Origin of the sequence: Halomonas sp. 141, assembly GCF_002810305.1 — a bacterium.
Lineage (GTDB): Bacteria > Pseudomonadota > Gammaproteobacteria > Pseudomonadales > Halomonadaceae > Vreelandella > Vreelandella stevensii.
Map to the genome: position 1 here is coordinate 1 of NZ_PINZ01000040.1, position 13516 is coordinate 13516.

General features: G+C 63.3%; 14 protein-coding genes. 7 read left to right on the forward strand and 7 right to left on the reverse strand.

Going from position 1 to position 13516, the window contains the following annotated elements:
* Positions 1-278 precede the first annotated feature (278 nt).
* On the reverse strand, positions 279-1340 hold the full coding sequence (hisC, locus tag CWI66_RS14090) for a histidinol-phosphate transaminase (RefSeq protein WP_100732029.1): 1062 nt from the start codon (positions 1338-1340) through the stop codon (positions 279-281).
* A gap of 191 nt (positions 1341-1531) precedes the next feature.
* Between hisC and CWI66_RS14095 the strand changes: the two genes are divergently transcribed.
* The 4 genes from CWI66_RS14095 to mnmH all read left to right on the forward strand — a co-directional run bounded on the left by CWI66_RS14095 (position 1532) and on the right by mnmH (position 5675).
* The gene (locus tag CWI66_RS14095) at positions 1532-1981 is read left to right on the forward strand and encodes a copper resistance protein NlpE N-terminal domain-containing protein (RefSeq protein ID WP_026001970.1); all 450 of its coding nucleotides are present in this window, start codon (positions 1532-1534) and stop codon (positions 1979-1981) included.
* Between the two features lie 139 nt (positions 1982-2120).
* Complete coding sequence (gene radA, locus CWI66_RS14100; RefSeq protein WP_081192803.1) at positions 2121-3494, forward strand: DNA repair protein RadA; 1374 nt, start codon at positions 2121-2123, stop codon at positions 3492-3494.
* Positions 3495-3552: 58 nt separating this feature from the next.
* On the forward strand, positions 3553-4590 hold the full coding sequence (gene selD / locus CWI66_RS14105) for a selenide, water dikinase SelD (RefSeq protein WP_081192801.1): 1038 nt from the start codon (positions 3553-3555) through the stop codon (positions 4588-4590).
* Complete coding sequence (gene mnmH, locus CWI66_RS14110; RefSeq protein ID WP_081192799.1) at positions 4587-5675, forward strand: tRNA 2-selenouridine(34) synthase MnmH; 1089 nt, start codon at positions 4587-4589, stop codon at positions 5673-5675. Before selD ends, mnmH begins: the two co-directional genes overlap by 4 nt.
* A 16-nt stretch (positions 5676-5691) precedes the next feature.
* Here the strand turns inward: mnmH and CWI66_RS14115 are convergent, their stop codons facing one another.
* A complete protein-coding gene (locus CWI66_RS14115) occupies positions 5692-6384 on the reverse strand; it encodes a type 1 glutamine amidotransferase (RefSeq protein WP_016916058.1) in 693 nt (230 codons plus the stop codon).
* A 155-nt stretch (positions 6385-6539) separates the two neighbouring features.
* Here CWI66_RS14115 and CWI66_RS14120 point away from each other — a divergent pair, with 155 nt between their 5' ends.
* Positions 6540-7142 carry a YjaG family protein gene (locus tag CWI66_RS14120; protein WP_016916059.1) on the forward strand — a complete coding sequence of 201 codons (603 nt, stop codon included), beginning with the start codon at positions 6540-6542 and terminating at the stop codon, positions 7140-7142.
* A 29-nt stretch (positions 7143-7171) separates the two neighbouring features.
* On the opposite strand, the gene CWI66_RS14125 is transcribed toward CWI66_RS14120, so the two are convergent.
* Genes CWI66_RS14125 through hisB form a run of 5 tightly spaced genes read right to left on the reverse strand, consistent with a single transcriptional unit; the run spans position 7172 to position 10503 of the window.
* Positions 7172-7678, reverse strand: coding sequence for a hypothetical protein (locus CWI66_RS14125; protein WP_081192797.1), 507 nt, complete (start codon positions 7676-7678; stop codon positions 7172-7174).
* A gap of 9 nt (positions 7679-7687) precedes the next feature.
* Positions 7688-8461, reverse strand: a complete 774-nt coding sequence (gene hisF / locus CWI66_RS14130; protein WP_081136412.1) for an imidazole glycerol phosphate synthase subunit HisF — start codon at positions 8459-8461, stop codon at positions 7688-7690.
* The gene (gene hisA, locus CWI66_RS14135; RefSeq protein WP_081136410.1) at positions 8458-9204 is read right to left on the reverse strand and encodes a 1-(5-phosphoribosyl)-5-[(5-phosphoribosylamino)methylideneamino]imidazole-4-carboxamide isomerase; all 747 of its coding nucleotides are present in this window, start codon (positions 9202-9204) and stop codon (positions 8458-8460) included. The genes hisF and hisA overlap by 4 nt, the downstream gene beginning before the upstream one ends.
* 11 nt (positions 9205-9215) lie before the next feature.
* A complete protein-coding gene (gene hisH, locus CWI66_RS14140; RefSeq protein ID WP_100732030.1) occupies positions 9216-9857 on the reverse strand; it encodes an imidazole glycerol phosphate synthase subunit HisH in 642 nt (213 codons plus the stop codon).
* A gap of 52 nt (positions 9858-9909) precedes the next feature.
* Positions 9910-10503 (reverse strand): imidazoleglycerol-phosphate dehydratase HisB, encoded by a 594-nt coding sequence (gene hisB / locus CWI66_RS14145; protein ID WP_100732031.1) that lies wholly within the window; start codon positions 10501-10503, stop codon positions 9910-9912.
* Between the two features lie 173 nt (positions 10504-10676).
* Between hisB and CWI66_RS14150 the strand changes: the two genes are divergently transcribed.
* A complete protein-coding gene (locus tag CWI66_RS14150; protein WP_100732036.1) occupies positions 10677-11159 on the forward strand; it encodes an acetyl-CoA sensor PanZ family protein in 483 nt (160 codons plus the stop codon).
* Positions 11159-13492 carry an AsmA family protein gene (locus CWI66_RS14155; RefSeq protein ID WP_100732032.1) on the forward strand — a complete coding sequence of 778 codons (2334 nt, stop codon included), beginning with the start codon at positions 11159-11161 and terminating at the stop codon, positions 13490-13492. The genes CWI66_RS14150 and CWI66_RS14155 overlap by 1 nt, the downstream gene beginning before the upstream one ends.
* Positions 13493-13516: the final 24 nt, after the last annotated feature.

Consider the following 13516-nt stretch of genomic DNA (forward strand, 5'->3'; position numbering starts at 1 on the left):
AGAAGTGAAACCGCTTAGCGCCGATGGTAGTGTGGGGTCTCCCCATGTGAGAGTAGGTCATCGTCAGGCACTTATTACGAAACCCCGGCCTTATGGTCGGGGTTTTGCTTTTTGGGGGTCTCCCCCTGAAGAGTAGCGGAGCGCCGCCCGCCGGGTGGCCGGCCCGAACATCGTCAGGCACTTATTAAGCAAAAAGCCCCGAGCACTCTGTGTTCGGGGCTTTTTGCTGTGCGTTGCATACGTCGAAACACCCAGCCAAAGGCTGGGTGTGAGCATCGTCAAGCGCAGAGCGTTTCCATGGCTTCGATAAAGCTGTCCATTTCGTCGTCGGTGCCGATGGTAATGCGCAGAAAGTTGTCCAGCGCCTCGGTGTTGAAGTGCCTGACCAGAATGCCGCGCTCACGCAGGCCAGCGAAGAGTTGGGCGCCTTCATGGTGAGGGTGCTGGGCGAACAGGAAGTTGGCCTTGGAAGGCAATACCTCGAATCCAAGCCGCTCCAGACGCTGGCGGGTGCGCTCCCGGGTGGCGATCACGTTATTGCGGCAGGCGTCGAAGTGTTCGGTATCCTTCAGGGCTTCGATGCCCACTAGGCTGGCCAGGCTATCTACGGGGTAAGAGTTGAAGGAGTCCTTGACCCGCTGCAGGCCTTCGATCAGCTCGCTGGAGCCAATCGCATAGCCCAGCCTCAATCCTGCCAGGCTACGTGACTTGGAGAACGTGCCCGTGACCAGCAGGTTCGGGTAGCGGCTAATCAGCGACACGGCGCTGTCAGCGCCGAAATCCACGTACGCCTCATCCACCAGCACCACGCGGTCGGTGACTTTCTGCAGAAGCGCCTCGATAGCTTCCAGCGGGTGAGCATGGCCTGTGGGGGCGTTAGGGTTGGCAAAGATGACGCCGCTTCGCTCACTCGCGCTGGCCAACGCATCCATATCCACTTCCCACTGGGCATTCAAGGGATGCTTGCGCAGCTCTACGCCGTAAAGGTTGGCATATACCGGATAGAAACTGTAGGTGATGCTGGGTACATCGAGAGGTGCCCCTTGGCAAAAAAACGCCTGAAATGCGAAGGCCAGGACTTCATCGGAGCCGTTGCCCACGAAGGTTTCCGCGACGCTGACGCCGTAGCGGCTGGCCAGGGTTTCACGCAGCGCCAGTGAGGTAGGGTCGGGGTAGAGCCGTAAATGATCGATAGGGTATTGGGCCAGCGCCTGGCTGACACCAGGGGCCGGGGGGTAGGGGTTCTCGTTGGTGTTGAGCTTGATCACGCGCTCGCGGGGCTGCTCGCCGGGAATATACGGGGTAAGATCCCTGACGGCAGGGCTCCAGTATTGGCTCATGGGGGTAACCTGATTGTGCGGATGTGAATATCCCCATGGTCGCCTGATGGCCGCAAGAGCGCAAGCATTCCCATTGGCCGCGATTCGGCCCATACTTCTCCTGTGAAGGGGTGGGCGTCGCACCTTGTAGCGGTTATGCTGTCATAAGCGCGCGAAAGAAATGTATGTCCAACACCATAAGGAGACACGCAATGCAATTCAGGAGTTTGCTAGCCGGTTCGGCTATGTTGGCACTGCTGGCGGGCTGCGCCGCTGGCCCGACGGATCAGCGCGACGACGCAGGCATGAGCGCCTCACAGGCTAACTATCAGGGTACTCTGCCCTGCCGTAACTGTGACGGCATTGACCTGGATGTGACCATGCAGGGTGAAGAAATGGCCGCTCCGGAAGAGCGTACCTTTACCTTGAATGCGACTTACCGCAACCACCCCCAGACACCGCCCGATGAAAACTACGCTGGTAACTGGGAAGTGCTGACGGGTACGCCTGCCGACCCCGACGCGACGGTCTACGAACTGACACCGGACGGTGACGGCCAGATCTACTACTTCCAGCGGATCGACGAGCGTACGCTCGAGCTGATCGACCCGGAGCGTCGTCGCTTTGAAAACGGCGAGATGCTGCAACTGCGTCGCCAGTAATCGCTGAGCGCATCGCATCAAGGCGGCCATTGGCCGCCTTTTGTATGTCTGGCGGTGGTGAAAAAGTAGCAATGACGTTCGTTACAACCGTCGCAACAACAGTGGCAAGTACAGTCATGCGAGACAGGAGCGGCTAGCGTTGGCAAAAGCAAAGAGCGCCTTTGTGTGTACCGAGTGTGGTGCCGAGTATCGCAAGTGGCAGGGGCAGTGCACCAGCTGTCAGGAGTGGAATACGCTCAGTGAGATCCGGTTGACCAGTTCGCGGCCTGGCAGCGGAACGACGGCGACCGGGCGCGCTGGCTATGCGGGCAACCTCTCGAAGGAAGTCGTGGACCTCAGTAACGTCGACCTCAGCGAAGTGCCACGGTTGACCTCCACCTTTGCCGAGTTCGACCGTGTATTGGGAGGCGGCCTGGTACCGGGCTCGGCCGTGCTGCTGGGCGGGAACCCCGGGGCAGGCAAGTCGACGCTGCTGCTGCAAACGGCCTGCAAGCTGGCTCAGCAACGCCGCATCCTCTATGTGACCGGCGAGGAGTCGCTTTCCCAGGTCGCCATGCGAGCGCATCGCCTGCAGCTTCCCACCAACGGCTTGAAAATGTTGGCGGAAACCAGCGTCGAGACCATTCTGGCCGTTGCCGAGCGTGAAAAGCCCGAGATTCTGGTCATCGACTCCATTCAGACCATGCACCTGGAGGATATCAGCTCGGCGCCCGGCGGCGTGGCGCAGGTGCGCGAGTCTGCCGCAGCGCTGACCCGCTTTGCCAAGCAGACGAACACCGTCCTGCTGCTGGTGGGGCATGTCACCAAGGATGGCACCCTGGCAGGCCCCAAGGTGCTCGAGCACATGATCGATGCCTCGCTACTGCTGGAGGGCGGGGCGGATTCGCGTTTTCGCACCCTGCGTGGCCAGAAGAACCGCTTCGGCGCGGTGAACGAGCTGGGCGTGTTCGCCATGCTGGAGCAGGGCTTGAAGGAAGTGAAAAACCCCAGTGCCATCTTCCTATCGCGCCAGGAAGAGCAGGCTCCCGGCAGCCTGGTGATGGTGGTATGGGAAGGCACGCGGCCGATACTGGTGGAAGTGCAGGCGCTGGTCGATGAGTCAGCCCTGGGGAACCCGCGCCGGGTCGCCGTCGGGGTCGATCAGAACCGCCTGGCGATGCTGCTGGCGGTATTGAACCGGCATGGTGGGCTGTTCACCGGTGACCAGGACGTGTTCTTGAACGTGGTGGGCGGGGTCAAAGTGCTGGAAACCAGTGCCGACCTGGCGGTGCTACTGGCGGTAGTGTCGAGCCTGCAAAACCGCGCGCTGCCCAAGGAGCTGGTCGTGTTTGGCGAAGTGGGGCTTTCCGGCGAGATTCGCCCCGTGCCCAGCGGGCAGGAGCGTATTACCGAGGCAGCCAAGCATGGCTTCTTGCGCGCCATCGTGCCGCGCGCCAATGCGCCAAAGCAGTCGCCCAAAGGCATGGAAGTCATCCCGGTCGACAAGCTTAGCGATGCCCTTGAGGCGTTGTGACATGGACTATGCTGGATAGCAGAAACGCCAGCCCCGAGCACAGCAAAGGAGAGTCACCATGAGTTCGATTCGATTGACCCAGTACAGCCATGGAGCGGGCTGCGGCTGCAAGATTGCCCCAGACGTGCTGGACGGCATTCTGGCCAAGGCGGGCCCCGCCGCGGGGCATCAGCGCCTGATCGTGGGCAACCAGGGGCGAGAAGACGCCGCGGTGTACGACCTGGGCGATGGGCGGGGCATGATTGCCACCACTGATTTCTTCATGCCCATCGTCGATGACCCCTTCGATTTTGGACGCATTGCGGCCACCAACGCCATCAGTGATGTCTACGCCATGGGCGGCACGCCGGTGATGGCGCTGGGCATTCTGGGCTGGCCACTCGACAAGCTCGCGCCCGAAATAGCCGGAGACGTCGTGGCCGGAGCGCAGGCGGTATGCCGCGAGTTGGGCATTGCGCTGGCGGGCGGGCACTCCATCGATGCTCCAGAGCCGATCTTTGGCCTGGCCGTCAATGGCCTGGTGTCGCTTGACCAGCTAAAGCTCAATAGCCAGGCCAAGCCCGGTGACCTGCTGTATCTCACCAAGCCGTTGGGCGTGGGGCTATTGACCACTGCCGAAAAGCGCGGCCTGCTGGAAGCAGGGCACCAGGGACTTGCCCGTGAAACCATGCTCAAGCCCAACACCATTGGCGTCGCGTTGGCCGGTGTCAAAGGAGTGAATGCCATGACCGACGTGACCGGCTTTGGGTTGGCAGGTCATCTGGCGGAAATGTGCAGCGCCAGTGGCGTGAAGGCCCACGTGGACTTTCGCCGCTTGCCGCGCCTAGCGGAGGCCGAAGGCTACCGCCGCCAAGGAGCCGTTCCCGGTGGTACCCAGCGCAATCAGCAGGCGCTGGGCAGCGCCTTGCCCGCCATGGACGAAGCCCACTGGCAGTGGCTATGCGACCCTCAAACCTCGGGAGGGCTGCTGCTGAGTGTCGATCCCGCCTGGCAGGACGACGTGGAGCGCATAGGTCGCGAGCACGGCGTCACGCTGGAACCGTTTGGCGAGATGCAGCCTGCCAAGGGCAGCGCCGTGATCCAGGTGGTCGGATGACGCTGCCCACGCTGCCTGCTTCTTTGGAGCTGGTGGCGCGTAATACGCCCTTGATCGATGTGCGTGCGCCGGTGGAGTTCGCCCAAGGCAGCCTGCCGGGAGCGGTGAACCTGCCGCTGATGGACGATGAAGAGCGCCGCCAGGTTGGCATTGCCTATAAACAGCAGGGCCAGCAGGCGGCGATTGCGCTGGGTGAACGGCTGGTCAGCGGTGCGGTGAAACAGTCCCGGGTGCTGGCCTGGCAGGCTCACCTGGCGCGTTATCCGGATGCACTGTTCTACTGCTACCGTGGCGGGTTGCGCTCCCAAATCAGCCAGCAGTGGCTGGCCGAGGCGGGCCTGCTGCGGCCCCGCATCGAAGGTGGCTGGAAAGCCCTGCGGCAAAAGCTCTGCCAGCGCATCGACGAGGCCGCCCACCAGCCGCTGCTGGTGGTGTCTGGCCTGACGGGCTGCGCCAAGACGCCGTTGATCAACCAGTTGCCCAATGGCATCGACCTGGAGGCGTGCGCCCAACACAAGGGGTCCGCGTTTGGGCGTCAGCCGGAGGAGCCCGCCACGCAGATCGATTTCGAGCATGCGCTGGCCCAGCGGCTGATTGGCCAGCCGGGCAAGCTGGTGATGGAGGACGAGTCGCGGCAGATCGGCAATGCCAATATCCCGCTGCCGCTATGGCAGGCACTGCAACAAGCACCGCGCATCCGCATTGAAATGCCGCTGGACTGGCGGTTGGACCAGCTGCGCCGGGACTATATCGAAGCGCTGGAGAGAGGCTATACGGCCCGCTTTGGCCCCGATGAGGGGCGTCAGCGTATGCAGCGACAGCTCGCAAGCGCCCTGGAACGGCTGGCCAAGCGGCTGGGGCATGCACGGCTACAGCGCTTGCAGCGGCTGCAGGCCATGGCGTTTCGTGCCCACGAGGCGGGCGACGTCCAGGCTCACGAGGCGTGGCTGGCCCCGCTGCTCACCGAGTATTACGACCCGCTCTATCGTTACCACCTGGAGAAACAGCAGAGCCACCGGCCGCCCGAACTGCACGTGGGGGACTGGGAAAGCTGCCTGGCCGCCGCTCGGCAGTGGAGTGCCTAGCGGTGGCCGATACGCATCAGAGGCTTTTGAGCCACTGGGTCATGACCCGGTCCAGCAGCGGCGCCAGACGCTGAAAGCGCTTGGGGTCTGCCTGTATCTGATCGCCGGTTTGCAGGAAGCGCCCGGCGGAAGGGCTCCTGGCCGTGGGGAGCGCTTCGGCATTCAGCAAGGAAGCCGCGCTGGCCTGGGTCATTTCGAGATGGCATAGCAGCGCCACCACGCGACCAGCATCCCAACTGAACCCCTGGAGCGGTGCCGCCGCACTGCCGCCCAGGGGCAGCGCGCCGTCAGGCAGGCTAAATACCAGGCGATGCCACATGAAGGCATCGAACTGCTCGGGCAGGTCAAAGGTGCTCTCTGGCGCCAGGGTGACAGGGTGCCAGCCCGTTTCGGGGTAGGTGCCGGGGGCGATGACGGCGCCCAGGGCTTCGGCGATCCATAGCGCCCCCAGGCCAATGCCCATGACGGGTTTTTGGCCATCGAGGTAGCGGTGGATGAGCTTGCGCTCTGCCTTTTGCCAGGCGGGCGGGGCGCTGAACAGCGCGTCAGGGCCGCTCAGCACGATGAGCGCGTCGCACTCGCCAGGGCGCGGGGTCAGCTCCCCTGCGTATAGATGAAAAACGGTGTAACTATGGCCCATGCTCTCCAGCCAGTCTTGCAGGCGGGCGGGTCCATGGTCAGGGCCGTGCTGTAGCAGATGAATATGCATAGTAATCTCCTCGCCGGCCGCACACATCAAGCGCGGCGGAGCTTGCCCGCCGCGAGTGTGGGACGATAACGTATCGCGTCCACTTCACCAATACCGTTTATCAATACCGTTTCATCAATACCCTCTTCATCAACACAGTGACCCAGGACATCAGCATGGTGGCAAAACCCACAGGATTCTATCAGCGTCTGCAACTGCTGCCGCTGCCCGCCCAGCAAGCCTTCATGGCGGCCTTGTGCGAGCGGCTGCTACCCAACTACGCCCTCTACGAGCAAACCACAGGCCACGGTGATGGGCATACCCTGCGTACCGTGCTGAGCCTGGTGTGGGAGCGCTTGAGCGTGCCCAATGCCAGTATCGACTTTGCCCGTCAGGCGGAAAAGCTGGCGGAGTGCGAGCCACCGGCCAACGATGACAGTTTCGGGGCGCGCCGCGCGCTGGACGCCGTGGTCTCGATCTCGGCGCTGCTGGATACCTTGCAAGGTGAGTCGCCGGAAGCGGTGCTGGACGTGAGCCGCACCTCCCGGGCAGGAGTGCGGGCATTCATCGAGCTGACCGAGGGAGAGGTGGATGCACAGGCGCTGGCGCTGATCATCCGCGACCACCCGCTGATGGCCGATGAAAACGACTTTCAGGATGCGGTGCTGGAAGCCGTCAGCGAGCCGCTCACCAAAGCGGCGCTAAAAGAGATTCGCCTGCTGGGGCGCAACAGCGGCATCAGCAACTTGGGGCTTTCGCTGGAAGAGGGCGACGAGTAGCCGCCCTTGGGTCTTGCGAACGAACGGCCTTAAAAACGGACCCCCGCCGTGATCATCATGCCCGCCGTGCCGAACACGATCAGGTCCGACTCGACGCGCCCCCACTGAATGCCCACGCTGGGCAGAAGGGCGGGGGCGATTTCGTAGCGGTTGAAAGGAATCTTGTCGCGGAACTCATCCTTATAGCCCCGCAGCAGCCCGCCGGTGAGCTTGGCGCGCACGTTGATGTTGTCGCCCAGCTGCCCCAGCGGAAACTCCCGCCCAGCGTAGAAGTACCAGGTGGGCTGGTCGAAGGAGTTCTTGAACCAGGCGGCACCCGCCAGCCAGCGGTCAGGGTTGTGCAGCTCGACACTCACCAGATCCTGCTGGTTGGTGTGCTCCGGGTCGGGGCTGAAGTGTCGAGTCAACAGGCTGGTTTGCACCAGCGTGTGGTCCAGCTCAAAGGCCGGTGGCCCGTCAGGCATAGAAAAGGCCGCGGCAGATGCGCTCAGCCAAATCATTGCCAGGCCACCTAACCAGGTGCAGGCACGCGGCATGTCACTCTCCTAAAGGCGCATCTCGATGCCGCGCTCGGCCATGTAACGCTTGGCCTCGGGAATCGTGTGCTCGCCAAAATGGAAAATGCTGGCCGCCAATACCGCATCCGCACCGCCTTTCAATACGCCGTCCACCAGATGGTCCAGATTGCCGACGCCGCCCGAGGCAATCACCGGCACGCTGACGGCCTCGGAAATGGCGTGGGTCACGCCCAGATCGAACCCGATTTTGGTGCCGTCGCGGTCCATGCTGGTCAGCAGTAGCTCGCCTGCGCCGAACTCGACCATTTTCCTGGCCCACTCGACGGCATCCAGGCCTGTCGGGCGGCGCCCACCGTGGGTGAAGATTTCCCAGCGGTCGGGTTCGCCCTCCTGAGAAACCTTCTTGGCGTCGATGGCCACCACGATGCACTGGCTGCCAAACCGGTCGGCGGCTTCCCGCACGAACTCCGGGTTGGTCACGGCGGCGGTGTTGATCGACACCTTGTCGGCACCCGCGTTGAGCATGGTGCGAATATCGTCGCAGGTGCGAATACCGCCCCCCACGGTCAGCGGGATGAACACCTCGCCAGCAATCCGCTCGACCATGTCCACGGTGGTGGCGCGGTCTTCGTGGCTGGCGGTGATGTCGAGGAAGGTGATTTCGTCGGCGCCTTGCTGGTTGTAGCGCTGGGCGATCTCCACCGGGTCACCGGCATCGCGGATACCGACGAAGTTCACGCCCTTCACCACGCGCCCGGCATCGACGTCCAGGCAGGGAATAATGCGCTTGGCCAGGCTCATGCACGGCCTCCGCTCAGCTCGTCGCTCAGGCGCTGGGCCTCGGCGACATCCAGGCTGCCTTCGTAGATGGCGCGTCCGGTAATCGCCCCCAGAATGCCGCTGTCGGCCACGTCGCACAGCGCGCGAATGTCATCCAGGTTGGTGACGCCGCCCGAGGCGATCACCGGCAGGCCGCCTTCGCGGGCCAACGCCGCGGTGGCTTCCACGTTCACGCCCTGCATCATGCCGTCGCGGGCGATATCGGTGTAGACGATGCTGGAGACGCCATCGTTGGCGAAGCGCTTGGCAAGCTCGGTGGCCTTCACGGTGGACACCTCGGCCCAGCCGTCGGTGGCCACGAAGCCATCCTTGGCATCCAGGCCCACGATGATGTGGCCCGGGAAGGCGCGGCACATTTCACCGACGAATTCCGGCTCCTTGACCGCCTTGGTACCGATGATCACGTAAGAGACCCCGGCATTCAGGTAGTGCTCGATGGTGTCCGCCGAGCGGATGCCACCGCCGATCTGAATGGGCAGGTTCGGGTAGGCGCGGGCAATGGCCGTCACCGCGTCGCCATTGACCGGCTTGCCTTCGAAAGCGCCGTTCAGGTCCACCAGGTGCAAGCGACGCGCACCGGCGTCTACCCAGCGCGCGGCCATGGCCACCGGGTCGTCGCCGTAGGAAGTGGCTTCGTCCATGCGGCCCTGCTTCAAGCGCACACACTGGCCGTCTTTGAGATCAATCGCGGGAATTACCAACATAGTGAAACCTCTCAGGGCGTCCAGGTGACAAAATTTTCCAGCAGGCGAAGGCCTGCGCGGGAGCTTTTTTCCGGGTGAAACTGCACCGCGAAGGTGGCATCGCGGCCAATCGCCACGTGGGCACTGACGCGACCGTAGTCCGTCGTGCCGAATACCTGGGCATCGTCGGCGGCATTCACGTAGTAGCTGTGCACGAAATAGAAGTGCTCGCGGTCATCGATGCCGGCCCACAGCGGGTGGTCATGATGCTGGGCGACCAGGTTCCAGCCCATGTGCGGCACTTTCAAACGCTGCCCCTGGGCATCGCGCATGTCCGCCGGGAAGCGGTCGACGCTGCCCTGGAAGAAGCCCAGACAGTCCACGCCGCCATTCTCTTCGCTGCGCTCCATCAGCATTTGCTGGCCCACGCAGATACCCAGCAGCGGCTTGGCCTGGCGGGTCAGAATCTCCTCCACCAGCCCGCGCAGCTCGGTACGCTCCAGCTCGCCCACGCAGTCACGGATGGCCCCCTGGCCAGGTAGCACCACGCGGGTCGCGCCCAGAATGCTCCGAGGGTCACGGGTAATGATCACGTTCTCATGGGTGACGTGCTCGAGCGCCTTGGCGACCGAGTGCAGGTTGCCCATTCCATAATCGATCACGGCAATGGTCATGAAGCGCTCCTTGTCGAGGTCATCGAGCGATGGCTGATCGCTGCGTTAGCCATTACAGGCACCCTTTGGTGGAGGGCATCTGCCCGGCCATGCGGGGGTCTGCCGACACGGCCATGCGCAGGGCGCGGCCAAAGGCCTTGAAGATGGTTTCTGCCTGATGGTGGGCGTTGAAGCCCTTGATGTTGTCGATGTGCAGCGTCACCCGCGCATGGTTCACGAAGCCTTGGAAGAACTCCCAGAACAGCTGGGTGTCCATGCTGCCGATGGTATCGCGGGTAAATTCCACGTTCATGAAGAGGCCGGGGCGCCCGGAGAAATCGATGACCACCCGTGAGAGCGCTTCGTCCAGCGGCACGTAGGCGTGGCCGTAACGGTAAATGCCGCGCTTGTCGCCAATCGCCTCATGAAAGGCCTGGCCCAGGGTGATGCCCAGGTCTTCGACGGTGTGGTGGTCGTCGATATGCAGGTCGCCCTTGGCGTCGATATCGAGGTCGACCATTCCGTGCCGAGCCACCTGGTCAAGCATATGGTCCAAAAACGGAACGCCCGTGTGGCAGCGAAGACGGCCTTCACCATCAAGGTTGACGCTGACCGTGATCTGCGTTTCGTTGGTGTCACGGCTAACCGTGGCAATACGCGCTGACATGTTGCATCTCCTGCGCCGAGGCGCACTCTGAGGAATAATCGGCGGGCGGCGGCTGCGGCCAAAACAAGCATTATAGAGAATCGGCCCCCCCATCCGCTACAATGCGTGAAATGTCGCCGCCCATTGCGGCGCTCAAACAGCAGCCTGGCTGCATTGGCAACGAGGATTTCACCATGCCGGTGACACTGCAATACGTCAACCAGGCCCGATGGGACGCCGATGAGCAAGTGCGTATCGACCTCGTGCGTATCTATGAAGACGCACCGCAAGAGCGCATGCCGACCACCAGGGTTTTACCCTTCATAGAGCAGCATTTACAAGGGCAGCACGTGTTTGCCTGCGCCCTGTTCAACGACCGCCTGCTGGGAGCCGTGGCGGTGCAGGAGGGCGATGACCGCGCCTGGTGGCTATCCGAGCTGTGCGTGCGCAAGACCACGCGGCGGCGGGGCGTGGGCTCACGGCTGATGGCGCTGATGGGCGAGCAGGCCAAGGAAGAGGGCCGTGTACTGCGTATTGCCACCACCACGCTGCCGCTGGCCGACCGCGTGCTGCTATCCAAATTGGGCTATCGGCCCATCGCCGATGCCAAGCCAACGGAACCGGGCCTCCCGGCCACCAGTGACTTTGTAGAGCTAGACCCCCAAGGGAAAGGTTAATGAAACAGCTACTCCGTATTTTACTGGCGGCCATCGGCATTCTTGCCATTGCCGCCGTCGCTGCCGTGGTCTACGTCACCACCTTTCTGGACCCGGAAGACTTCAAGCCTCGGCTGACCGCCGTGGTGGAAGAGCAGACAGGGCTCAATCTGGCGCTGGAAGGCCCGATCAGCTGGTCGTTCTACCCGCGTATCGGTGTCAGCGTCGAGCAGGCCCGTGCCTGGCTGCCCGAACAGTCGGTGAACGAGTCTGCTTTCGCGGCGATCAACCGGGCCGAGGTGAGCGTGGCCTTCGCGCCGCTGCTACGGGGTGAAATCGCCGTGGATGGCCTGACGCTCGACGGCATGCGCCTGAACCTGGTGAAAAACGCCGAAGGGGAGGGCAACTGGGAGCCGCTGCTGGAGCGTCTCTCCGAACACAGCAACGAGTCCGCCGAAACCGTGCTGGCACCGGCCAGTGCAGGCCCCCATGCCGATGCGGGCAACCTCTCGGTGGTGCTGAACATCGCCAGCGTAGAAGTCAAAGGGGCGGATATTCGCTACCGCGACGAACAGAGCCAGGCCCTGTGGCGGGTACAGCCGCTGAACATTTCGGGCACCAACGTCAACCCGGTGCGCTCCTTCCCGCTCAAGGCCATGTTCACGCTCTCCCGGCACAACCGCCTGGATGGCGAAGTGCTGGAGCGCGCGCCGGACATGACCAGCGAGGTCAACCTGGAAACTCGCCTGCGCCTTGGCCTGCAGGATGAGCAGATCACTCTGGAGAATACCCAGCTCACCACGCAAACCCGCCCTGGCGCCAACAGCGAGCCCCAGCAGCTCAGCCTGAAAGCGGCTGAAATCGTGGCACGCATGGGCGAGCAGCAGCTCAGCATTCGCCAGGGCGTGCTGGATGCCGGCCTGCGCCATGCCGACAACTGGCAGGGAAGCCTGGCCCTTTCGCTGGCGTTCGGCCTGGAAGGCGACCTGGCCGCTCAGACCGCCCAGTTGAAGGACCTGCAACTGACCGGGCCGGATGGCCTGCGGGTCAGCGGCCACCTCAACCTCGAACAGCTGCTGGAAGCACCCCAGTACAGCGGCCAGCTTACCGCAGCCCCCTTTACCCTGCGGCCCTGGATCTCGCGCACCGGCGCAACGCTCAATACCACCAGCGAAGCGGCGCTGAGCGACGTGGCCCTGACCAGCCCAGTCGAAGGTGATCTCTCGCGCATCGCCTTGCCACGCCTCTCGTTGGTCATCGATGACAGCACCTTTACCGGCGACGTGAGTGCTACTCTGGATGGCAGCCAATTGAGCTTCAATCTGGACGGTGACCAGCTCAACCTGGACCACTACCTGCCGCGGCCTGCCGCCCCCGAGCAAGCCAGCCGGGGCCTGCTGCGCAGCGCCTTTGCCCAGGTCGAAGAAACCCTGCTGCCCCAGGAGTGGCTCAGCGGCCTGACCCTGCAGGGGGATCTCAGCGTCGGCGAGCTGCAGCTAGCGGGCATGACCTTCAACGACACCCAGCTGGCGCTGCGCGGTGACGAGGGCAACCATCGCCTGACCGGTTTCGAATCGCGTTTCTATGGCGGCGAACTCAACGCCACCGGCGCGCTGGACGCCACCGACAGCGTGATGACCTGGCAGTTCGCGCCGCGTATCAGCAATGTGCAAGTGGCCCCGTTGATCGAAACCTTCAGTGACGAAGAGGCCCCACTGCGCGGCCGCTTCAATCTGGAAGGCAGCTTGACGACCCAGGGCAACAGCCGTCAGGTGCTGCTCAGCAACCTCAACGGCGAGCTGGATGCCCAGCTGAACGAAGGCGCTATCCTGCGTACCAATATCTCCCGTGAGATGTGCGAGCTGGCGGCGCTGTTGGAAGGCCAGGGCACCACCCGAGAGTGGCATCCCGATACGCGCTTCGAGCGCTTCGACGCTACGTTCCTGGTACGCAACGGCGTCGTGCACAGCGATGACTTGTCGATCACCCTGCCGGGTATCGAAGTGCAAGGCGAAGGCGAACTCAACCTGACCTCTCGGGACTTCATGACGCTGGCCAGTGCGCGGCTGGTCGATACCGCCGACGCCGCCTGCCAGGTGAACCCGCGCCTGGAGCAGCTGCCGCTGCCCATCCGCTGTGAAGGCCGCCTGGGGGATGATAAAGCCGAATGGTGCCGCTTCGATCGCACCGCGTTCCAGGCCAGCGTGGTGGATCTGCTGCGCATTGAAGCGGGCGGCCGTCTGGAAGAAGAGCTCGAAGAGCGCCTGGGCACCACCATCGAGCGCATCGACGAGCGCCTGGGCGAGGGCGCGGGCCAGGAGCTGCGCGAAGGTATTCGCCGCCTGTTCAATTGATACGCCTGCCTTCTTATGGAGAAG